This is a genomic window from Priestia sp. USM5 (assembly GCF_058323215.1).
In genome coordinates this window covers 1,874,792-1,896,870 of record NZ_JBSGKN010000001.1, presented here as the reverse complement: position 1 = coordinate 1,896,870, position 22,079 = coordinate 1,874,792, and the positions used below count along the sequence as shown (strand labels likewise).

The window sequence follows — 22,079 nt, the reverse complement described above, 5'->3', positions numbered from 1 at the left end:
TATTGTCTTTATTTTTTGAAGTCATTCTACATACAAAAAACCGCCTCGGCAGCTACCCTGCCTAGAGACGGTTTTTTATAAAATGAAAAAGACGATATTACTCATTTTTCTTTCCTGCTTCTTTTTCATTAATTTTAGTAATCAAATCTTCTTTATATACTTCACTATCTTTCCCGTAGCGTAGACGACTATGACAGTTGGGACATAGTGCCGCAGCGTCCTTTGGTTTAGCGAGTCCGCTCTTTGATAGCTTTGAAAGATAGTACATTTGCAAAAAGGAGCTTCCATCTTTTGCGATAAACGGCGCGCTTTCTCCGCAGGCTTCACAAATACCCGCTGCGCGTTTGTGAACATATTGTTTAAGAGCTGTCATTTGTTCATAAACACTTGTCTTTTTTTCTTTCCCTAGCGCCATATAACGAAGCTGTTCAGTTGAATAAGCTGAAACATCCAGCTGTGCTGCTTTTTCCTCAATCACGAAATTTCGTTCAAGTTCAAAAATAATGGCTTCACGCAGCTCTCCGTCTGAGTCCCACATAATTTCTAATTGATGATTGATATACGTCACTTCATCAACAAACTCGACCACTCCCGGCTCAACGTAGTGAAACAAATAAACGGCTTTTCCTGATAAAAAATGTTCACGAAGCGCTTTATTGCCTTTAATGAGCTGCATCGATCCTCTTTGGCCTTCTCCCGTGTAGAAAAAAGCGGTTTTATCTTTATTCCATCCGTGTCCCGTTCCGTATTCACTTCCGCTTTCTTTTGTGAAAATAAAAATATATGGATGCGCTTTTGGCGTTGATATTTCGCTTTGTTCCTGTCCTTTATAAAGCTTATGAATTTGTTTTCTGCGATAACGATGTCCTTTTTGAAAGAAATCTCCGCGCTGTAAATCCGTAATCAATGAATGGCCTCCTACTGCGGTCCTGCTTTTATAGTACTTATAGCTCTACTATACACTAATTTTTGTTTTCTTTGCAGATCGTTTCTTCTATCTATTGGATTTATATCATGCAAAAAAAGCAGCTGTATGGACAGCTGCTTTTTTTTGCTATAGTCAATTTTGCACCGTGTAGTCTTCTCCTAGCCATTTTGTGCTGAGTTTTTTTAACGTCCCGTCTTTTTTCAGCTTTTTAATCGCTTGGTCAACTTCTGACTTTAACTTTTCGTCCTTTTTGTTAAACATAAAATACACTTTTGAATTAATCACAATATCTCCAACCGTTTTTTGCTGAAATTTTAGCGCCTGATTGCTAAAATCGATGGAAAATGGCGTCGCAAGCGTAGCATCTGCCCGGCCTGTTTTTAATTGAGTAGTAGCATCATCCGCACCTTGACCAGCGTAAACTACATCGATTTTATTACCGTGTTTTTTATTATATTTGTCTAGATAGACAGCCGCATTGCTTGTAGCTCCTACAATCATTTTTTTACCTTCTAAATCTTTTAATGAATGAATATCATTTCGAGTTTTAGGAACTGTTACATAAAGCGGAGAATAATTATATGTTTCATCATTAAATAAAAACTTTTTCTTTCGCTCAGCGTTCTGAGCCATGTTATGAGCAATCATATCAATTTTATTGCTTTCTAAACTAAGAAGCAGATTTGAAAATTCCATTGTTTTAAATTCAAATTTATAATCCTTTAACTCTTTGTCGATCGCTCTTACTACTTCTACATCATAACCGGTCAGTTTGCCTTTATCATCAATAAAGCAAATGTTAGGAAACTGAGTGCCTGTTCCAACAACAATCGTTTGAACATCTTTTTCTTTCTTTTCTCCTGCACTTGAAGATGCGTTTGTTCCGCATCCTGCCACGCTCAAAGCTACTACAATTGAAAGTAAAAACAGCCAATATTTTTTCATACGTTCCTCCCCTGAATCCCTCTATTATGTAATAAAAAGAGGCTCTTGATAAAGCATCTGCTTCATCAAGAGCCTCTGGTTAACCAGTGGGCTTACTTCGTGTAAGATTATTCACATCATAATACTAGTTAACCGATAAATCAAGTATGTTTTAGAAAAAAGATTATCTTGACAGCTCAGTGTCTACCGCTTAAGATACAACTAATAAAACAATAAAACTACATATCTACCAGTCAACTGGAGGCAAATGGACACGACAATATGTGTACGTTTGCTTTTTTTATTGTCGTCCAGCATTTTATCTTTTGGAGGTAAAACGTATGAAATTTGCTTTATTTAGTCTTATTCAAAATATCCCGAACCCGGTTACTGGAGAAACATTAACTGCTCAAGAAAAATTTCAGCATGTGTTAAATCAAGCAGTGCTTGCCGAAAAATTAGGTTTTGATGCTTACGGAGTCGGCGAAAGACACGGAGCTCCTTTTTTGTCTTCTTCTCCTCCCGTTGTTTTAAGTGCAATCGCTGCTAAAACGTCACACATTCGTCTTCTTACTACCGTTACCGTTCTAAGCATTTTAGATCCTGTACGAGTAGCTGAAGATTACGCAACGCTTGATCACCTGTCGGGTGGACGGCTTGAACTGATTATCGGAAAAGGCAATGACCCGCGTCATTATCCGCTTTTTGGCATTACAGAAGAAGAACAATGGGAGTCTCTTGCTGAAAGATATACTCTTTTGAAACAGCTTTGGACAGAAGAAAATGTCACGTGGAGCGGCCGTTATCGTCCGCCTTTAACTAACGTTACGACTCAGCCTCGACCGTTTCAGCTTTCTATTCCCGTTTGGCATGGAAGCGCGTCAAGCCCGCTGTCTACAGAACTTGCGGCTAAATACGGAGAGCCTCTATTTTCATCCAATTCTTTTCACCCTCAGGCTAAATATAAAGCGCTGATTGAACATTACCGCGAACGTTTTGCTTATTATGGCCATGACCCACGCAAAGCCATCGTCGGTTCAGGGGCAAGCAGCCTATATATTTCTAATACAACGGAAGAAGCGATTCGCCGCTATCGCCCGTACTATAACGCGTTTAGCAATACAGAGGCAGCGAAACATAATCAATCGCCGTTCACGTCACTAGAAGATATCGTTCAACACGGTCCTGCTTTAGTAGGAAGCCCGGAGCAAATCATTGAAAAAATAATAGACTATCACCATGCTTATGGAAACGAAGTGCTGAGCATCAGCGTAGACGGTCTAAGCGAAGCAGAACAGCGCGAACAGCTAGAGCGCTTCGCAAGTGATATTGCACCTGTTCTTCGAAAAGAAATTCCCAGCAGCGTATGGGAAAATGAAAAAAAGAGATTGAGACATAATGAAATCAATCCAATCTAAAGACGAACAAATCAGATACATGAGCTGAACCGCTTATGACACCGCCGTTGATTTCCGTGCAAGGCTTCGCTTTCCGCGGGCGGCGCTAGAAGAACCTATACACATAAAATTCACGTTCACAATCACGCTATGAAAAAATCCGAACTAATTGGATTCTCCATCAAGAATCTTAATTAGTTCGGATTTCCCTTCAACTAAATTACTTTTGTCCCAACCTCTTTTTAATTTAGATACAATTCGCACGTTTAGTTTACTAACTTTTTAAACTAATAAACTACTCTGGTTAAGACGCCTGCGTGTCTGTATCGTAAATATTGGCTGTTACTTCGCTTCTTTGACAAAGTAAGATGAGCAGCCAAATGCCTCCAATAACTGGAACAAAGTTAATTAAATACCACCAGCCGCTTCTTCCTGTATCATGAAGTCGGCGAACAGTAACGGCAAGTGAAGGCAGAATCATTGCTGCTCCGTAAAGTAATACTAAAATAACTCCAAATACTGCAAGTGAATCGATAAAAACCAAGATATATGGAATGATCATAAAGATATAAGCAAATAATGTAAACATCCAATACTCCGTACGCGTTGCTCTTCCTCGAAACGTCGCATAATTTTTTAACGCTTTTATATACCAGTACATTTTTAAACCCTCTCTTTGTTTATTAAATTAAACTACCTAACCGTTTAAGTCCTACGCAACTTTATTAGGTACATCAAACCGGTTTAACTGCGACTCACTCCGTAGACAAAGAAGAATTAATAGACAAATACTTCCCGCAATCGGAATAATAGTAATGAGCTGCCACCACCCGCTTCTTCCTATGTCATGCAGTCGACGTGCCGTCACAGCAAGGGATGGAATGAAGACTGCAACAAGATAAACTATACGCAAAAACGGAGGCATATCTGTTATAAGTTCAATAGCTGAAAGCACACACCATATAATAAAATTAAATAAGACAAACATCCAATACTCTTTACGTGTTGCTCTTCCTTGAAACGTTGCATAATTTTTTAGCACATGTAAATACCATTTCATACAAAAACCTCCTTTTTAAACCGAATTTTGTAAGACAAGCTTACTAGCAGTAATTACCTTAGCATACAAAAAATTAATTTCATATCCTATTTTTTGAAAAAATCCCAAATGGTAATATAGATATAGGAGAGAGATGGATAATAGTTAGTAATAAATACCCAATAAATTCAGTTAAAAAACCATTTAATTACTATAATTACTTTTAATTTATAAAATGTTTTTTTATAACAAAAATCCTGCCGTATTAATCGGCAGGCTCTATCTTTACTTACGTGCGGTAAAAGTAAGGTCCACATGAGCTTTCATGAGTAATCACATAAGTCCATGTAAAGTCTTTATCTACGACATATAAATCTTCTAAATACATGTTTGTATTTTCACTTAAATCAGCGCTTGTTAGATGCTTACATTTAGATAGCTGCAGCACTCGTTCATCATGCTCAAACAGCAAATAACAGTCGTTCTTAACTTGGTTCTCAAACGCTTGAACCGCTTGTTCCTCTTGCAAGCAAGGAAGCTTTTCATAGCTAAACGCATGCCACAGAAACTGATCCATATAAATTTTCTTTTTTTGCGATGCGCTTAAAGCATCTGCAAATTCATGTTCCCACTGCTTTCGGAAGAGCTCACCTTGATTCGGTAATTTTTTAACAAACATTCCTTTTTTCTTTAACGCATCTTTCATTTTCACTATGCTTTCTCATCCTTTATTCTGTATTCATTTCTTTTTATCGGCTTCTTAGCTTATTTGTCCATTAGTACCTATGCGTTAGATTCCTTGTTTTTTGACTAAACTTATTTTATAAAACGCCGGCTTTAACGTGCACAAAAACAGTACAACCGTACTTAAAAGCATAACCAGGCTTCCACCAATTACAGCTCCTTGAATTGAAACAATGTGTGCAGCCATTCCGCATAGGAAGGTCATCATAATAATTAGCAGTGACTCAAGCAGTCCATAGATACTTCCTACTCTCCCCATCATGTCAACGGGAATGCTGTTTTGATAAAAGGTTTGAAAACCAGCACTTGCAAAAGCTAACGCAAAGGATAAGCTAAAAAATCCCGCTCCAATAGTTTGAAAAGAAGACGAACACGCATACAGCAAATAGCCAAGCGATACTCCTACACTGCCGGCGCCTATGAGAAAGTTCGTCGACAGCTTCTGAGCAAACAGTGTATTCACAACTGCGCCAATCATAATGCCAGCACCTGCTACGCTTACTAAAAATCCGTATTCGCTTTCGGATAAATGAATGACTCTTGTTGCAAATGAAACTTCAAGAGAATCAATTGCCGTGGCCATGACCATTAAGAAACTGAACAATACATAAATGGTGATAATGTATCTGTTGGCTCTACTGAAACGAAACACCGCTTTCCAATCTTCTCGAATGGTGTTTACAGAGAGTTTATTTTCTTTAGTTTTTGTTTTTATATCTAAGTTAGGCATTAATAAAGTAACCATTCCTGACAACACGAGCGCTGCAGCATTGGCATAGATAGCAAACGCGGGCGTTCCAACCATAAATAACGCACCTGCTGCGGCCGGACCAAGAAGAAAGCCTCCTGAGTCAATCAAACTGCGCAGCGAATTAAATCTTTTTCGCTTTTCAGTTGGAATAAGCTTTGTAATATAGACCATCGATACCGGACGAAACATCGAACTTGCCATACTGATGATAAATACCAGCACATAAATGATCAGTATGGATGAGAAGAGCGGAAGGCAAGCAATGACCCCGGCGCGCATCCAATCTAAAAACATCATAAGCTTCCGTTTGTTCATGCGGTCAATTAAGCTTCCAGACCATATATTTGTACATAGCGCAGCAAGCGGCTTTATCATGTATAGCCCTGAAATCGCAAGCGGCGAATTCGTCATATCAAGCATCATGACATTTAAAGCGATCAAATAAATCCAGTCGCCGATATTGCTAGTGCCAATTCCAAACAGCAATAAACACGGGTATTTCCAAGACAACAGCTTACTTTTCATAAAAGAAAGGCCTCCGCTTCACTATTGATTTTTGTCAATAAAAAAATCCCACCCCCAAGACATGTGTCTTAGGGGCGAGATTATGAATCGCGGTGCCACCCTAGTTTGTTCATATGTCGCCATATAAACCTTGTCGAGTACGGCTCTCGCTTATACTCTAGCTTTGTAACGGAAGCAGCCGTCGCACTATCACGTTAGATCCAATGCGCTGCTCAGAGGCTTGCTTCAACAGCGTTTTTCTTGCTCCTTTTCAGCTTCCGGAGCTCTCTGCTAAGAATACGCGCTGTCTACTTTTCTCTTCACGGCATTTAATTTCTAACACCTTACCATTATTATCTATTTTTTGTAAATACTTTATTTCAAAATCATTTTTTTCGGCTGAGAAAAGAATAGTCGGTATCCTACGTATACAAAATAAATGATGGAAGCTACCAGCACGATTCCCCACATATTGTACATATCTTTATTTCCCCATACGCCCGTTAGCGAAAACAGCGCTGGAATTGTTAAGGTAACCCACGACTGTACAATCGCCACTTTCCCTACATATGCAGATACATCTTTTTTGCTCGTATTAAGCACATAAAATAAAAACCATAAAAACGACCAAAGAATCCATGTAATGGCGTTTACGACGTCATGATAGTGAACAAGAGAAACCGTCACGTACACTAAAGCGATAATCGATACCCAAAGTGAATAGTAGCCCAGCCCCGTTCCCTGCATTCCTTTTAATACCGTCACGCCTACATATAAATACGTAAGGCCAAATAAAAAGATTGCCGTTCTTTCATATAAAATCCAGTTGCTTTGGTCTGACGTAATAATTAAATAAAACGGAACAATAACTTGAAAAGCTCCAACAAATAAGTTAAATACGCCTACGTTTTTTTCATCTGCTTTTCCAAGCAGCATGAGTCCGTTTAAAAATAAAGCTGCTCCTGACAGCAATAGTCCAATTTGATCCATTTTTCAGTAAGAAAAGCCCCCAGCTTTTCTTGTCCTCCTCTGTGTCGATGTTTTTCTTTAGGATGTGCGGAGTTACGGTTTACATGTAAAAAAGAAAAAGCACTTCCTTTTGAAAAGGAAACTGCTTTTCTTTCTGTTTCTATTACATTTATAAAATGAAGCTGACAACAATCGCTGACAGTACGCTTACAAGCGTAGCTCCGTACAGTAAACGAAGACCAAAGCGCGCTACTGTATTTCCTTGCTTTTCACTTAAGCCTTTAACCGCTCCTGACACGATTCCAATTGATGAGAAGTTAGCAAATGATACTAAGAATACGGATACAATTCCAAGCGTTTTAGCACTGAATGTTGAAGCCATATCTGAAAGACTCATCATTGCCACAAATTCATTTGTTACAAGTTTTGTTGCCATAATTCCGCCAGCTGCTACTACTTCTGAAGCAGGAACACCCATGATAAATGCGAACGGTGCAAACACATAGCCAAGCAGGTGCTGGAACGACAGACCAAACAGCATTTCAAACACATTATCAATCGCAGCCATCAGCGCAACGAAACCAATCAGCATCGCACCTACGATAATCGCTACTTTAAATCCGTCCATAATATATTCGCCAAGCATTTCGAAGAACGTTTGCTTATGACCTGTTTGTACCTCTAAAATATCTTCTTGATCCGTTACTGTGTAAGGGTTAATGATAGAAGAAATAATAAATCCGCCAAATAAGTTAATCACAATTGCTGTTACTACGTATTTTGGTTCAATCATTGTCATATAAGCACCAACAATGGACATTGAAACAGTCGACATAGCTGATGCACAAAGCGTATATAAACGGTTTGGCGGCAGTTTGTCTAATTGCTTTTTAACGGTAATAAATACTTCTGACTGACCTACAATGGCAGAAGCTACTGCGTTATAAGACTCTAATTTTCCCATTCCGTTAATCTTACTGAGAACCAACCCAATCCATTTCATAATGAAAGGAAGAATTTTAAAGTGCTGTAAAATCCCGATTAAGACAGAGATAAAAACGATTGGAAGCAGCACGTTTAAGAAAAACGGCATTGATCCTTTATTCGCGATTCCGCCAAATACGAACTCTACGCCTTCATTTGCGTATGAAAGCAGCTTTCCAAAAACGCTGGCAATCGCATTAATAATAATCAAGCCAAACTTCGTGTTTAGAAGTAAAGCTGATAAAAGAAGCTGAATCACAACCATAATAACGATTGGTCTATATTTGATTTCTTTACGGTTATTACTTGCAAGATACGCTAATCCAAAGACAACGAGTAATCCTAAGATGCCAATTAAATATTTCATAGTATCCTCCACTGCTTACTTATTTTTGTAAGTCTTTTGATGAAAAATAGCCTGGTAAGATTTCGTTAATGTTTGTAATCACAAAATCTCCTTTTAGGTTTGCTAAGATAATTTGTGTGTGATCATCACAGAACTCAGCTAATACTTGTCTGCATGCGCCGCAAGGAGAAATTGGGCCGTCCGTATCTCCTACAACTGCAATAGCTGAAAACTGCTTGTCCCCTTCTGAAACAGCTTTAAAAATAGCCGTTCGCTCAGCACAGTTCGTCAATCCATAGGAAGCGTTTTCAATATTACATCCACGATAAATCTTCCCATCGGTTGTTAAAAGAGCTGCACCAACATGGAAGTGAGAATACGGTACATGTGCTTGTTTGCTTGCTGCGATTGCTTCATCTATTAATTGTTTTGGCTCCACAGTCATCATCCTTTGCTTAGTTTACAGCAGGTTAGTTAGTACTAACCTGCTGTCATTTATTAATAATCAGAGTTGCTTAATTGACCTTTTGCAATTGATACGCCAGAGCTTGCACCAATACGTGTTGCACCAGCTTCAATCATTGCTTTTGCATCTTCTAAGCCGCGAACGCCGCCAGAAGCTTTTACACCTACATCTGGTCCAACCGTTTTTCTCATAAGCGCTACGTCTTCTACCGTTGCGCCTCCTGTAGAGAAGCCTGTTGACGTTTTAACAAAATCAGCTCCAGCTTTTACAGCTAGCTCAGAAACTTTTGCTTTTTCTTCGTCAGTTAAAAGAGCTGTTTCAATAATTACTTTTACTAGCGCTTTTCCTTTTGCAGCATCCACTACTGCTTGAATGTCGCTTTGCACTAAGTCATAGTTTTTATCTTTTAACGCGCCGATGTTGATTACCATATCTACTTCATCTGCACCGTTTTCGATTGCATTTGTAGTTTCGAATGCTTTTACTGCTGAAGTCGTAGCTCCAAGAGGGAAACCGATTACCGTACACACTTTTACTTCTGGAGCATCTTTTAATAACTCAGCTGCTTTTTTTACCCACGTTGGATTTACGCAAACTGAAGCGAATGAATATTCTTTTGCTTCTTGTGCTAAAACCGTAACTTGCTCTTCTGTTGCATCTGCTTTTAATAATGTATGATCAATAATACCCGTAATGTTTTGACTCATTTTATTCTTCCTCTCTCTTTCTTAATGAATTTCTTTATAAATTAACGTTGGAGCTTCCACTTTTTCAGCGACCGTGCTGTAAGAATCATAAACGATATCCATTACTTCCTGTACATCTTCGCTGTTGCTGTGGATTGTAACAAGAGAGTCGCCTTTTTTCACTGAATCTCCAACTTTTTTATTAAGCATAATACCAACTGCTAAGTCGATTTCAGATTCTTTTGTTGCACGTCCTGCACCTAGCTTCATTGCCGCTACGCCGATTTTTTCTGCAACGATTTCTGAAATGTAGCCATCTTCTTTTGCTGGTACTTCAATTTTGTGCGCTGCATCCGGTAATTTAGACGGATCGTCTGCCACAGAAGCGTCTCCGCCTTGTGCGCTTAAGAATGTTTTAAATGATTCTAATGCTTTTCCGTTTTTAATTACTTCTTGAAGCATTGCACGCGCTTCGTCTAAGCTGCTTGCTTTTTCAGCAAGTACAACCATATGACTTCCTAATGTTAAGCAAAGCTCCGTTAAATCTTCAGGGCCTTCGCCTTTTAACGTGTCGATTGCTTCTTTCACTTCAAGCGCATTACCAACCGCAAAACCTAGAGGCTGGCTCATATCTGAAATGATTGCTTTTGTGTTTCGGCCTACGCCCTTTCCGATTTCAACCATTGCTTTTGCTAATTCTTCAGCGTCTTCAAGCTTCTTCATGAATGCGCCGTTCCCCGTTTTCACGTCCAAGCAAATGGCATCTGCTCCAGCGGCAATTTTCTTACTCATAATTGAGCTTGCAATTAACGGAATCGAATCAACCGTTGCTGTTACATCACGAAGCGCATAAAGTTTTTTATCCGCTGGCGTTAAGTCTCCGCTTTGGCCGATAACGGCAATTTTATTTGTATTTACTAAACGAATGAATTCTTCGTTTGTAATTTCAACATGGAAGCCAGGCACTGCTTCTAGTTTATCAATCGTACCGCCAGTGTGTCCTAAGCCGCGGCCAGACATTTTGGCAACCGGTACATCAACCGCAGCTACTAAAGGTCCTAATACAAGTGTTGTTGTATCACCTACGCCGCCTGTGCTGTGTTTGTCTACTTTAATACCTTCAATTTTTGATAAGTCAATTTGATCGCCTGATTCAACCATTGCTTGCGTTAAATTTACGCGTTCTTCCTGCGTCATTCCTTGAAAGTAAATCGCCATCGCAAATGCCGATAGCTGATAATCAGGTAAATCCCCTTTTGTATAACCTTCGATAATAAAATCGATTTCTGCTTTATTTAATTCATGTCCATTACGTTTTTTTTCAATTAAGTCAACCATTCTCATGACGTTTTCCCCCTAAAAGTATCTGCATATTGTGCATCCACTAAAACGTTTTCAACAACTTACACCCTTACTATATAATAGCTTTGAACAATTGTAAACAGATATATTTACATTTGTTCAAAAATATTTATAGCCGCTGTCTTAGTGAATAAAAAAAGACTTCCGCACTCGGAAGTCTTCCCTTATTTTTCAGCTTTTATCACAAATGACAACATGATTTGGTACTTATTCTTTACCTTTTTATAAGGAATTAATACATATGGCTGATCAGGCGGCGTAAATCGTTCAATTCCTTTTTGATTAGCATCAGGAGAAAAGTACATTCTTCCCCACCGTTTAATGATGTAGCCCGTCGTTCCCTTGGCAATCATTCCATCTTTTGAAACGTCTGTTTGAAAAGGATACCGGTTTCGCTGTGCCTGCAGAGACGACACAGAATAAGATACAATATCTTCTACTATTTCAATTCGATGAAGCTTTTGCTCTTGAAAAAACAGCGTCTTCATCTCCTTTACTCTTGTTTATCTAATAAAAAGCGCGCCGTGAACTGATCAGTAACGAGTACATTTGCAAATTTCCCTTGCAGCGCTCCGTAAATGCTGTCGATTTTCTGATCCCCGCCAGCTACTAAAATGGCGTACTCTTTCTTCTTAAGTTCCTCCAAATCAAGTCCTAGCGTCCGTTCATCCAGGCTTTCATTGCAAATTTGTCCATCTTTATCAAAAAAGCGTGAACAAATGTCTCCTACGGCTCGCGAAGAAATCATCTCTACATCTTGCTCGGAAAAATAGCCAAGCTGAAAAAGCAGCGAATCCGTTTTAATGGGTCCCGTAGTAAACACGGCAATGTTGGCTTGCTTGCCTAAATCTAAAATGCGCTTAATATGACGATCCGTTTCCATTGCTTTTTTGACTACCACGTGATCGACAATCACAGGCAGAGGAAGATGCATAGGAGGCGTATTGTATGCCTTTCCAAATAAGTACATAATTTCAGAAGCATATGTGCTCGTTTCCGAATGGCTTACTCCGCCTTTTAACTGCACAACCTGCACGTCATTCACATACTTTTGTTTTAAATCGATGGCCACTTGATAAAGAGTTGTTCCCCACGTCACCCCAATAATATCTCCATCTTTTACGATGTCATAGAGATAGTCAGCTGCTGCCACGCCTAGATGACTTTTAATAATGTGATTTTCATATTGAGGCACCGGTGTGACGATTGCTTTTTTTAGATTGAATTTTTGTTCAAGCTGAGAAGACAATTTTTCACTATTGATAGATGAATCCACAATTTTAATTTGAACAATGCCTTCTTCTTTTGCTGTCTGCAGCAATCGAGAAACCGTAGGCCTTGATACACCAAGCTTTTTTGCAATTTCACTTTGATTATAATCAAGAATATAATACATCCTTGCCGCTTCAATCACTTTATTAAATTTCTCTTGATCCATCTCCATCGACTTGTTCTCCCTTACCTCATGAATTTCTTATCCCAATTTTACCAAACTTATGTCTTTAGTTTACTTGTTTGGTGAACAAAATTTCAAGAGGGGATTTTGTAACTGAGATGAAAAGAGAAATACTCGGGTTTAAGGAGACCAGTTTTCTACGTATCCATTCATTCCAGCATACTCATAAAGAGCTTCTAACTTACGCTCCGAATAATAGTTAAAATCATTGTGAACTGCTGTTAATTTAAGATTCTCATTACGAACAAACATCTTCTCAAGATATAAGCTCTTAGCAAGTTTATTGCTCTTTTTTGTGTTGCAGCTTTGACAGCTTAGCACCAAATTCCACATATTATCTGATTGGATATAACTCCATGGAATAAAATGATCTACATGAGTAGCGATGCGTTTATCAGAAAGAACTTTCCCACAATAAAAACATTCTTTTGTTTCATATTTCCAAAGGATGTTATAGAATGCATGCAGCGATTCGCGTTTTGATATATTTTCCACTTTCAACAAGACATCTTCCAACTTATTTTTGTCATTGTGCTTTTCTAAAAATTTCGCCAAATGATAATTGGTTAAATGAGTAACAATTTGTCTATATTTTTGTAAAAAAATATATATACTGCTATTAAACTTTATGTATTCTGTTCTTTTATCAAACTCATAAACAGAACCTTCCATATCTCCATATAACGCCCCTACTACATACCTTGCCCCCACTTTTTTAGTTCTTTCTACTAATTGCAATTGAAGATTACTTGGTAAATGATCAAATACTACTTTATTGGGGACACCATGCATTAACTGAAATTCCTTTAACTCTTTTTGAATTCCAGCTTGTCTGTTGGACGTATTTAATTGATTTAAATCATGGTGAATAACCAAGTTCCAATATATTTTAGCAAATGAAAAATACACTTGATCAAAAGTGAGGACTAACCGATTGTCAACATTATATAGGTTTTCAATTAAAGCTTTCATCAATCCATATTTATATGTTGTGGTAAAGTGACCATTAGCGAAAAATTGATTAATGATCTTCCAAATTTCTTGTTCTGTTAAATAAGTTTTTTTTATTTCTCCTACTTTTAAATTAAAACTCACCTGCCACCGCTCGCTCCTTCCACTATTGCACCACCAAACTACGCTTCTTCTGTTTCCACTAAATAAATCCGATCATCAAACTTCCCGCGCTCCTTGGCCTTCTCCTCACGCACTTTCTCAAGCTGTTCTGGCGTGGCTCCGTGCACAGTTGCTAACGCGTGCATCACTTCCAGTAAATCTGCGAGTTCTTCAATAGCATCTTGATGGGTTTGGGCTTCTATGTATTCTTGAAGCTCTTCTTTTGCCTTTTCCTTCAGCTCATTTTGATACTCCTCTCGCTGCAGCACGCGTGATTTGAAGGTGTTTCCACTTTGCTCAATCATTGTTGGAATTTTATCTCGCACTAGCTTGTTATAAGTAGGCATTATTTTTTCCTCCATCTCTTACCTTTCTAGTAAACTAGTATCTTTCAAATTCTGCTTTGTTTCCGTTAAACACATTTAAATCAATAAACGTTTCTTTACCTTTATAGCCGCTGGCACTCATTGCATTTGGAATTACCCAGCCTATACTCCATAGTAGAAATATAAAACTTACAAGAGCGGCTAATATAACTCCTACGGCAAGAAATCTGTTCTTCTTTTGATTTTCTTTATCTATTGTGTTTACTCCCTTTTTTAGAAAATACTTCTAATATTCTAACATAAAAAGGATTTTTCAAAGCAAAAGAGCCTACCAGTCTTTATTTGGAAATATAAAAAAACCACCTAAAATCAGGCGGCTCTTCTTTTATGCTGCGTCTTCAGATGGTTCATTATCTTTGGCTGCTTCTATAAGTAAGAAAATAGCCGTTAAGATGTGCATGATCATGCCGACAATTGGAATCCACGCAATAGCAGAACAGACAATTCCCATGATATGCCCTGTCCGAACTTTGTTTGTTTTAATCGCAAATACTAAACCTACAATATGCAATGCGAGCATTAAAATAAGCGGCGTGTAGGCTAGGCCAATAACCAAGGTCCCGCCTAGAATTGGAATCCCCCAAAGAGCCTCTAATCCTCCGCTGACCCATTTCAATATACGACTTGTTTTTCCCAATGTATCCTCCCCCTTTGTCTTCAATGTATGCACAGAAGTTTTGTTTCTGAACGGTTGTATATGAAAAAAGTGGTAAAAATACGTGTACTAAAAATAAATCGATAGTCCCATATAAAGATACGTTTTTATACGGGACTAGTGTAGTAGTGGAAAATGAATGAGAGGAAAAGGCTTTGTTTTACATGTAATAACGAGGAGCTCTTCGTCGAGAGAATGAAGTAAACATCAACAAAGAAGCCGAACTCAAAATGTAAGCTCGGCTTTTTCTTATATGATAAATAGAAGTATTATAAAATGTTTTTTGTATTAGTGTTCTCGACTCTTCTCAAATTTTTCAACAGCCTCAAAATCAAGTTCGGCTGATATCCAATCGCCTTTTTCCGGGAATTCTAGATTTCGAACGACTATTTTATTCGGCCCTTTTTTTTCTAAAATTTTCGCCTGGCAGTTTTTGTACATAACTACTTCTCGTTCTTTGATATCTGTCCACAACAAGTGCAGAACCCCTTTCAATTTTAAGAAGTTAATATTTCGAAACACTGTTTTACATTTTATTATATTTTTTTGGATTTGTTAATTTTTTTGTCTTGTTTTTCATAAAAAATGATCAAAACGCTTTTTTCCACTACAATATACCCAAAATATCTTTTAACCTTTAAATATTTATGGTATATTTTTAAAATTGTATTACAAGTTTTTTTGTTTTTGCCTTTTCGTTTCTTCTCTTTTCTTCTTTTTACATATTCATAATAGACATCTCAATCTATACTAATACGTATCAAGGCTTAAAAGTTCAAAAATATCTTAACATATCAAAAATTATTGGGTTGTTCACTAGAAATCCAATCGAATTTACAAAAACTCCACCGAAAAAACTAGAGGCCTTTAGCCACACAAAAGACTGCTTTTACCGCATTTATATTTTAATGAATACTAACAACACAATTTGAGGTGCCAATAATGAACGTACTAACAAACGCTATAATTATCTTATTAGCTTATTTAATTGGGTCAATTCCTTTTGCTTTAGTGATTGGAAAGGGCTTTTACAAAACCGATGTTCGTAAGCACGGAAGCGGTAACTTAGGAGCTACTAATACCTTTCGCACTTTAGGAAAGAAAGCAGGTATTATAGTATTGATCGGCGATATAGCAAAAGGCTCGCTAGCCGTCTGTTTACCGCTTATGATGAATAGTCACTTGCATATGCTTGTCCCTGGATTTATTGCTATTCTTGGACATAGCTATCCGATTTTTGCAAAGTTTAAAGGAGGAAAATCTGTAGCGACTGCCGCTGGTGTATTCCTTGCATTTTCACCATTAGCTTTCATTCTAGGGATTCTTGCTTTTTTAATTTCTCTCAAAATTTCTAAATACGTATCCTTATCTTCACCTATTGGCGCATTGGTTGCCTTTTTAGCATCAATTTATGTAGGTGATGTTGTACTAATCGTATTTGCAGCCGTTATTTTTGTTTTCATTACATGGAAGCATATTAAAAACTTCAAACGAATTAAATTGGGTACAGAGCCTAAGGTTAATTTTTAAACGTCATGAAGTTATTGACTAGTAATCTTTAAATATGTTTACCAAAAAGGTGTTCATGAGTTGAACACCTTTTTTTATTATTTTAGTACGCCTTGTCCCAAGATAGACGTAAATTATGAAATTTCTTTAAAAATGCTCTTGATTATAGAGTAAACAATACACTTTACTGCTTCCTATATCTCATTTTGTAATTTGATATTTACTATTTAACCACCTTAAAACGATGAGTGTTACGGCACCAGCAGCTAAATATAAGAAGCCTCCAAATTCTATTACATACCCAAAAGGTGGAATAAGCTTTGGTAAAAAAACCATCCCTGCAAGAGAAATAAAAATTAAGACAAAGAGTAGAAAAAAGTCCTTAATCTTATTCGTAATTTTGTAAACAGATTTTTGTATCCATTTCAAAAGCAGAAAAACATCAAGAGAAATAATAGCTGCAACAATAACAAAAGTGACGATTGCTGTTCCCATATAAACAGTCTGGCTGCTATCCTTAACATAATGTACAACGATATTTCCTATCCCGCTTACTATAGCCATCAAGCTTGCTAGCTGTAACAATAAAAAGCTTATAAAAAAAGCAGTGCTTTTTAAGGGTTCTTTAGGTAACTGTTTAATCATTTCATCACAGTACGTCTTAAGGTTCTCTCCAAACACCTCTTCAGCACGCTTCCCTTCCGCTTGTGCGTCAATAAGGTGATCTAAAAGCTCCATCAATAACTCTTCAGCCTGCTGTTCAGAAACTGACACACTCGTTCGAATGTAAACAAGCATATTATCATAGTACTCTTCATTTTCCTTGGTCAGCTCTTTTCGCTTCTTATTATTTAATTTAATTAATTCCTTAGCGTTCATCGTAAAAACTCCTATTCAACAATTTATTTACAGGGTTTTGAATGTTGATCCATTCCTCTTGGATTTCACATAATGCGCTCTCACCAGATGCCGTAAGATGATAGTACTTTCGTTTAGGACCCGAAGGCGATTCTTTCATTTCTCCCTTTATTAATCCCTCCTTTTGAAGACGTAGTAAAATTGGGTAAATCGAACCTTCACTCACATCATTTAATCCATATTGTTGAAGCTTCTGGGATAGCTCATAGCCATAAACCGTTTCTTTTTGAATGATTGATAAGATACACCCTTCTAAAATTCCTTTTAACAATTGACTTCTCAAAGACATATCGATTTCTTCCTTTTCACTATCTTGTTATACAAGATACATTTTTAAAGTAAAGCTACCTTGCAAGACAAGATAGCTTTATATCATTCATAATAACCTATTTATGGTAAAGTTTCAACCATTTATTTACTTTTTTTATTAAACCACTTAACATAGTAATCTTTTTAGTAAATTTGAATAAATAAATGAAACCTTTCCTCTCTACTAACCGTATACCTATCATGCACGTATTAGTTAAAGGAGGAAGACTTGTGCTAAAACGAATTTCACTGTTTATTTTCGTTAATATTCTAGTATTAATTACAATCACAACGATTACATCTTTATTAGGTGTTCAAAGCTATATGGGAAGCGGCGGTTACGGCGGCCTGCTGGCATTTAGCGTCATTGCCGGCTTCAGCGGCGCGATTATTTCTCTTATGATGTCACGCTTAATGGCAAAGTGGATGATGGGTGTTCAAGTTATTGATGAACGTTCCCCTCAAGGTGAATACGAACGATTTGTTTTAGAAGAAACGCACCGACTTGCATCTGTGGCAGGATTAAGAAAAATGCCTCAGGTCGGAATTTATCACTCAGCCGAAGTTAACGCGTTTGCAACGGGGCCAAGTAAAAGACGCTCGCTTGTTGCCGTTTCAAGCGGAATGCTTGAACGAATGGACCGCGATGCGATCAGCGGCGTTATCGCTCACGAAATAGCGCATATTAAAAGCGGTGATATGGTCACAACTACGCTACTGCAAGGAGTATTAAATACATTCGTTATTTTCTTCTCTCGTTTAGTAGCCAAAGCGGTGTCAAACTTTGTGCGAGAAGAGTTTGCGATGGTTGTTTATTTCCTTACATCGATTGTATTTGAGATTCTCTTTAGTATTTTAAGCAGCCCAATTATTTTCTGGCATTCAAGAAGACGTGAATTCAAAGCCGATGAGCTTGCAGCTAAACTCGGCGGCAAGGAAAAAATGATTTATGCGTTAGAATCGCTTCGTCATACTACTTCATTAGTAGATGACCGTCAAAAATCAATTGCCGCTTTTAAAATTAGCGGTAAAGAAAAATTCTCACGCTTATTTTCTACTCATCCACCGCTTGAAAAACGCATTGAGCGCTTGCATTCACTGTAAGCAGACAAAACCAGCTTCTTTAAAGAAGCTGGTTTTTTTATGTTATGACTGAGGAGCAAGCACACGTGCAGCTTCCCACAGCAAGACGCCGTCTTTATTTTTTGTTAATTCCACGTAGCCTTCTTTTTCTAGATACGTAAGCTGGCCGTACACTTCTGAGAAAATAAAGTCAGGTGCTTTTTGATACATATCCGGGAAAAATGCAGCGCTGACTTCAAGCGTTGTTTTCTTTCCTTCCCCCATCGCTTGTAACACGCGCAGCGCCCATTTATGCTGCTTTTGAATACGTTCCATAATTAAAGAATGAATGTCACTAAGCGGTTCACCATGACCGCTGTAAATCAAATCAATGTCATAGTTCAACGTTTTTTCTAGAGACGCTAAGTAGTCCAGTAGCGGCGTTGGCTTGGGATTTTGAATGGTTGGCTCTAAATACGGGTTTGACGGTACTTTTGGCAAAATATGATCTCCGCCAAACGCAACTTTTTCTTTGCGATTGTAAAACATCAGCTGACTTAACGAATGTCCCGGCGCTTCAATTACTTCCCACTCACTCGCATACGGAAGTGTATCTCCTTCTTTTAAATAACCCGTTAGCTTCTGCCCTTTAGGTGAATATACTTGAATTGCAGCCGTTGCTTTACGAAGCCATTCTTCCATTACATCATCACTGACTCCAAACTCCATAAGGAAATTACGATATAGCTCATTATGCTGCTGAACAAACTCTTCATCTTGATAAATCCAAGGCTCCACAAGCTTATGACCATAAACCGGTATATCACTCGGCAGCCATTCTAAAAATCCAGTGTGATCCGGATGCTGATGAGTAAGAATCACTTGTTCAATATCTGTGACTTTATATCCTTCTTTACGAAGCGCCTCTTCAAAAACGCTCCACGCTTCTTTGGTTTTCATACCTGCATCAATTAACGTTAACTTGTCTGCTTTTAATAAAAACACATTCACTGGTCCAATTGGAAATGGCGTAGGCAGTTCAATGCGTATCACTTTATGATCTAAACTCATTTTACCAAACCCCTATATCTGCATTCTTTTTACTGCTTTATACTGTTAAACGTTTTATTCTTTTAAATAGTCCCTTTACTACTAACTTCTACCTTTTGTAAAAGTGCGCTGAGCATCAATAATTGGATGACTCTTTGTACTCTTACAAACGTTTTATAATGAATTCATACTACTAATAGTTTAGCAGGTTTGAAGACAAATTGATAAAGGAATGCTTTCCAGTACACTTATTTAAAACGAACAAATGGTCCATCAAACGAAAAAAGTAAGATAGAATAAAGAGACGAAATGATGATATAAGGAGTATAGGTGATGATTAAAGCGATTTTTCTTTTTATCTTAGCAGGTCTTGCTGAAATTGGCGGAGGCTATTTGATTTGGCAGTGGCTGCGCGAAGGAGCATCAAGCTGGTTAGGACTTCTGGGCGGTATTGCTTTGGTGCTGTACGGCGTCATTGCTACGTGGCAGTCGTTCCCCGACTTTGGACGTGTATATGCAGCTTACGGCGGTATTTTTATTGTTTTAAGCCTGTTTTGGGCATGGTGGGTTGATAAAAAAATGCCCGATACATACGATTGGATTGGCGGACTTGTGTGTCTGATTGGCGTAGCGGTTATGCTTTGGCCAAGAAGTTAAGTAATCACACAGGAAAGAGCGCGCTTTTTCCCTTTTTGTAAGAAGAAGCAAAATAAAAAGAGGCTAGGACATAACGAGTTGAATCCAATCTAAAGACGAACAAATGAGAGACATGAGCTGAACCGCTTGAGACACCGCCGTTGATTTCCGTGCAAGACTTCGCTTTCCGCGGGCGGACGCTGAGCCTCCTCGTCGCTTACGCTCCTGCGGGGTCTCAGCTGTTCCGCTTTTCCCGCAGGAGTCTTCGTCTTGCCCTCCAATCAACGGCTAGAAGAATCTAAACAGGTGAAACCTACGTTTACCCTAACAAAAAAACGAACCACTCATCAACATGGTTGATAAATGGTTCGTTTTTCACTTCGTCTAACATACTTTTGTCCCAGCCTCTTTTTATTTATCACTTATTAAATCTGCCGAAAAAGCCTTTTCTTTTTTCCTTAAACGTATTAGGTCTATGTAAGTTAAATAAGTGTTCGATGCCATTTTCCATCATCTTTTCTAGCAACGCTTCTTGTCCATGCTGGAAATAGTACTCCATTTCTTCTTCGTACAAAGGGAGAAGCGTATGGAAATAGACTGGCCACTCTCCGTGGGTTTCTTTTCCGTTTTCAAGATACGGCATCATAAATGCCTCTTGGCACTGCGGCAGAGGCGGCACGACCATAACACCACAAAAGCCGCTTTCTGGTGAATACGGTTGAACCTGTAATGGCAGCTTCACTTTTTCACCTGTTAACGTTCGTTCATAGGTATCCACGTAGCGATCCAGCTCTTGATTTGGAAATACCATCCACTGACCAATCCAATTCATATGGTTTACTGCAAAGCTTCCTACTTGATGCATGACTTGTGGAATCCAGCTGTACCTTTTATCTTCAAACGGATCTTGATCTGCATGCATCACCAGTTCAACGTACGCGCTGTCTAATCCAGGGGGTGTCGGCAGGCGAAGCGTACTATAACCATGTGTTGCGACCGTATAAAACGGCACTGATTCTGTAGGAGCCATTTCATAAAAACCTGCCTCTGTCACCTCAGCTGATTCTGCTTCGACACGGCGGATAATCGGCCCATAATATGCTTGTAAGTGAGCTTCCACATCCTCATCGAGCGATTCCCGAACAAATGGATTTAACTCTTCAACTGATGCTTCTTCTTCTTGTGATGACCATACTTCATAGAAAGTAAAACCGGTTAAATCACTTTGAAGGATATAATCGCGTACGTCATCTGATACATAAATTTCTTGAGAGATTATTGGAAAATCTCCGAAACGATGCTTGGTTGATTTTGTACGGAAAATATGACTCTTTTTCAATTCGTTTTCTATAAATGCTATTTGTTCAAAACCACCAAACTTATTAGGTATCGAATTTTCATAATCAATACATTCTAAAATATTTGTAATATTAATTGCATAATAATTATCATCATTATGAACTACCTGTAGTATTTCAGCACTGTCTGTTAAATAACTGCCTAAATGCTGAGTAGCCTTTTGTGAGAAAATAGGGGGATTCGAACGCCCTTTATATGTTATATAGTCCTTATACTCTCCTTCTTGAAAAGTTTCCATCGCAATAGATTCCCAGCTGTGCTGAAGAGACTCTCCCATAAGTCCCCTATCAAAAAAATCGTCATTCTTTTGTTTATTCTTTGCTGTCAGTTGAACAGCTTCGTCGGTGCAATACATTTGCCATATTTTCATCAGATCACCTAGTTCTTCATTAAGCTTTTTATATGTACTTACACGCTCTTTTGCATAAGCAAGCAGCGAACTTGCTTCATACACTTTACCCATTAAATTCCCTCTTTTATCACTGTAATTAGAAAACCATCAAACTTTTTGTATTTAATCAAATTT

General features: G+C 38.1%; 26 protein-coding genes and 1 other annotated feature. Of the genes, 4 read left to right on the top strand and 22 right to left on the bottom strand.

Annotated elements, in window-relative coordinates; all coding sequences use genetic code 11:
* Positions 1-97: 97 nt before the first annotated feature.
* Together ACWATA_RS10390 and ACWATA_RS10385 are read right to left on the bottom strand one after the other, a co-directional pair.
* A complete protein-coding gene (locus tag ACWATA_RS10390; RefSeq protein ID WP_325075324.1) occupies positions 98-907 on the bottom strand; it encodes an SRA domain-containing endonuclease in 810 nt (269 codons plus the stop codon).
* A 153-nt stretch (positions 908-1,060) separates the two neighbouring features.
* Positions 1,061-1,873 (bottom strand): amino acid ABC transporter substrate-binding protein, encoded by an 813-nt coding sequence (locus tag ACWATA_RS10385; RefSeq protein WP_421545011.1) that lies wholly within the window; start codon positions 1,871-1,873, stop codon positions 1,061-1,063.
* Positions 1,874-2,193: 320 nt separating this feature from the next.
* Between ACWATA_RS10385 and ACWATA_RS10380 the strand changes: the two genes are divergently transcribed.
* Positions 2,194-3,270 carry an LLM class flavin-dependent oxidoreductase gene (locus ACWATA_RS10380; RefSeq protein ID WP_473049811.1) on the top strand — a complete coding sequence of 359 codons (1,077 nt, stop codon included), beginning with the start codon at positions 2,194-2,196 and terminating at the stop codon, positions 3,268-3,270.
* Positions 3,271-3,553: 283 nt separating this feature from the next.
* Here ACWATA_RS10380 and ACWATA_RS10375 read toward each other — a convergent pair whose 3' ends face one another.
* The 15 genes from ACWATA_RS10375 to ACWATA_RS10305 all read right to left on the bottom strand — a co-directional run bounded on the left by ACWATA_RS10375 (position 3,554) and on the right by ACWATA_RS10305 (position 15,187).
* Positions 3,554-3,910 (bottom strand): DUF805 domain-containing protein, encoded by a 357-nt coding sequence (locus ACWATA_RS10375; RefSeq protein ID WP_028412963.1) that lies wholly within the window; start codon positions 3,908-3,910, stop codon positions 3,554-3,556.
* Between the two features lie 51 nt (positions 3,911-3,961).
* Positions 3,962-4,309, bottom strand: coding sequence for a DUF805 domain-containing protein (locus tag ACWATA_RS10370; RefSeq protein WP_028412962.1), 348 nt, complete (start codon positions 4,307-4,309; stop codon positions 3,962-3,964).
* Between the two features lie 268 nt (positions 4,310-4,577).
* Complete coding sequence (locus ACWATA_RS10365; protein WP_473050215.1) at positions 4,578-4,994, bottom strand: DUF4275 family protein; 417 nt, start codon at positions 4,992-4,994, stop codon at positions 4,578-4,580.
* Between the two features lie 84 nt (positions 4,995-5,078).
* Complete coding sequence (locus tag ACWATA_RS10360; protein ID WP_325077830.1) at positions 5,079-6,308, bottom strand: MFS transporter; 1,230 nt, start codon at positions 6,306-6,308, stop codon at positions 5,079-5,081.
* Positions 6,309-6,375: 67 nt separating this feature from the next.
* Positions 6,376-6,620: a binding site (T-box leader), on the bottom strand.
* Between the two features lie 42 nt (positions 6,621-6,662).
* On the bottom strand, positions 6,663-7,277 hold the full coding sequence (locus ACWATA_RS10355) for an AmiS/UreI family transporter (RefSeq protein WP_013057473.1): 615 nt from the start codon (positions 7,275-7,277) through the stop codon (positions 6,663-6,665).
* A 148-nt stretch (positions 7,278-7,425) separates the two neighbouring features.
* The gene (locus ACWATA_RS10350) at positions 7,426-8,607 is read right to left on the bottom strand and encodes a NupC/NupG family nucleoside CNT transporter (RefSeq protein ID WP_028412960.1); all 1,182 of its coding nucleotides are present in this window, start codon (positions 8,605-8,607) and stop codon (positions 7,426-7,428) included.
* A 19-nt stretch (positions 8,608-8,626) separates the two neighbouring features.
* Positions 8,627-9,025 (bottom strand): cytidine deaminase, encoded by a 399-nt coding sequence (locus ACWATA_RS10345; protein ID WP_013057475.1) that lies wholly within the window; start codon positions 9,023-9,025, stop codon positions 8,627-8,629.
* Positions 9,026-9,084: 59 nt separating this feature from the next.
* Positions 9,085-9,759: a deoxyribose-phosphate aldolase gene (gene deoC, locus ACWATA_RS10340; protein WP_014459662.1), complete on the bottom strand. Its 675-nt coding sequence runs from the start codon at positions 9,757-9,759 to the stop codon at positions 9,085-9,087.
* 21 nt (positions 9,760-9,780) lie between these two features.
* A complete protein-coding gene (locus ACWATA_RS10335) occupies positions 9,781-11,082 on the bottom strand; it encodes a pyrimidine-nucleoside phosphorylase (protein ID WP_013057477.1) in 1,302 nt (433 codons plus the stop codon).
* 182 nt (positions 11,083-11,264) lie between these two features.
* A complete protein-coding gene (locus tag ACWATA_RS10330; protein WP_165635313.1) occupies positions 11,265-11,588 on the bottom strand; it encodes a hypothetical protein in 324 nt (107 codons plus the stop codon).
* A gap of 5 nt (positions 11,589-11,593) precedes the next feature.
* Entirely contained in the window at positions 11,594-12,538 is a 945-nt protein-coding gene (deoR, locus tag ACWATA_RS10325; RefSeq protein WP_026106623.1) for a DNA-binding transcriptional repressor DeoR, read from the bottom strand.
* A gap of 138 nt (positions 12,539-12,676) precedes the next feature.
* A complete protein-coding gene (locus ACWATA_RS10320) occupies positions 12,677-13,651 on the bottom strand; it encodes an HNH endonuclease (protein ID WP_028412956.1) in 975 nt (324 codons plus the stop codon).
* A 38-nt stretch (positions 13,652-13,689) separates the two neighbouring features.
* Positions 13,690-14,016, bottom strand: a complete 327-nt coding sequence (locus ACWATA_RS10315; RefSeq protein WP_028412955.1) for a nucleoside triphosphate pyrophosphohydrolase — start codon at positions 14,014-14,016, stop codon at positions 13,690-13,692.
* A 364-nt stretch (positions 14,017-14,380) separates the two neighbouring features.
* Positions 14,381-14,692: a hypothetical protein gene (locus ACWATA_RS10310; protein ID WP_028412954.1), complete on the bottom strand. Its 312-nt coding sequence runs from the start codon at positions 14,690-14,692 to the stop codon at positions 14,381-14,383.
* Positions 14,693-14,998: 306 nt separating this feature from the next.
* Positions 14,999-15,187, bottom strand: a complete 189-nt coding sequence (locus tag ACWATA_RS10305) for a hypothetical protein (protein WP_016764545.1) — start codon at positions 15,185-15,187, stop codon at positions 14,999-15,001.
* A 465-nt stretch (positions 15,188-15,652) separates the two neighbouring features.
* On the opposite strand from ACWATA_RS10305, the gene plsY reads away from it, so the two are divergent.
* Positions 15,653-16,240, top strand: coding sequence for a glycerol-3-phosphate 1-O-acyltransferase PlsY (gene plsY, locus ACWATA_RS10300; protein WP_028412953.1), 588 nt, complete (start codon positions 15,653-15,655; stop codon positions 16,238-16,240).
* Positions 16,241-16,420: 180 nt separating this feature from the next.
* Here the strand turns inward: plsY and ACWATA_RS10295 are convergent, their stop codons facing one another.
* Together ACWATA_RS10295 and ACWATA_RS10290 are read right to left on the bottom strand one after the other, a co-directional pair.
* Positions 16,421-17,098: a DUF1129 family protein gene (locus ACWATA_RS10295; protein WP_049165142.1), complete on the bottom strand. Its 678-nt coding sequence runs from the start codon at positions 17,096-17,098 to the stop codon at positions 16,421-16,423.
* Positions 17,088-17,426: a PadR family transcriptional regulator gene (locus ACWATA_RS10290; RefSeq protein ID WP_028412951.1), complete on the bottom strand. Its 339-nt coding sequence runs from the start codon at positions 17,424-17,426 to the stop codon at positions 17,088-17,090. Before ACWATA_RS10290 ends, ACWATA_RS10295 begins: the two co-directional genes overlap by 11 nt.
* Before the next feature lie 251 nt (positions 17,427-17,677).
* Here ACWATA_RS10290 and htpX point away from each other — a divergent pair, with 251 nt between their 5' ends.
* A complete protein-coding gene (htpX, locus tag ACWATA_RS10285) occupies positions 17,678-18,550 on the top strand; it encodes a protease HtpX (protein ID WP_014459652.1) in 873 nt (290 codons plus the stop codon).
* A gap of 42 nt (positions 18,551-18,592) precedes the next feature.
* On the opposite strand, the gene ACWATA_RS10280 is transcribed toward htpX, so the two are convergent.
* On the bottom strand, positions 18,593-19,579 hold the full coding sequence (locus ACWATA_RS10280; RefSeq protein WP_367031960.1) for an MBL fold metallo-hydrolase: 987 nt from the start codon (positions 19,577-19,579) through the stop codon (positions 18,593-18,595).
* A 312-nt stretch (positions 19,580-19,891) separates the two neighbouring features.
* Between ACWATA_RS10280 and ACWATA_RS10275 the strand changes: the two genes are divergently transcribed.
* Positions 19,892-20,215, top strand: a complete 324-nt coding sequence (locus tag ACWATA_RS10275; protein ID WP_014459650.1) for a YnfA family protein — start codon at positions 19,892-19,894, stop codon at positions 20,213-20,215.
* A gap of 63 nt (positions 20,216-20,278) precedes the next feature.
* On the opposite strand, the gene ACWATA_RS10270 is transcribed toward ACWATA_RS10275, so the two are convergent.
* On the bottom strand, positions 20,279-20,479 hold the full coding sequence (locus tag ACWATA_RS10270) for a hypothetical protein (protein ID WP_176343894.1): 201 nt from the start codon (positions 20,477-20,479) through the stop codon (positions 20,279-20,281).
* Between the two features lie 133 nt (positions 20,480-20,612).
* The gene (locus ACWATA_RS10265; RefSeq protein ID WP_473049810.1) at positions 20,613-22,016 is read right to left on the bottom strand and encodes a suppressor of fused domain protein; all 1,404 of its coding nucleotides are present in this window, start codon (positions 22,014-22,016) and stop codon (positions 20,613-20,615) included.
* Between the last annotated feature and the right edge of the window lie 63 nt (positions 22,017-22,079).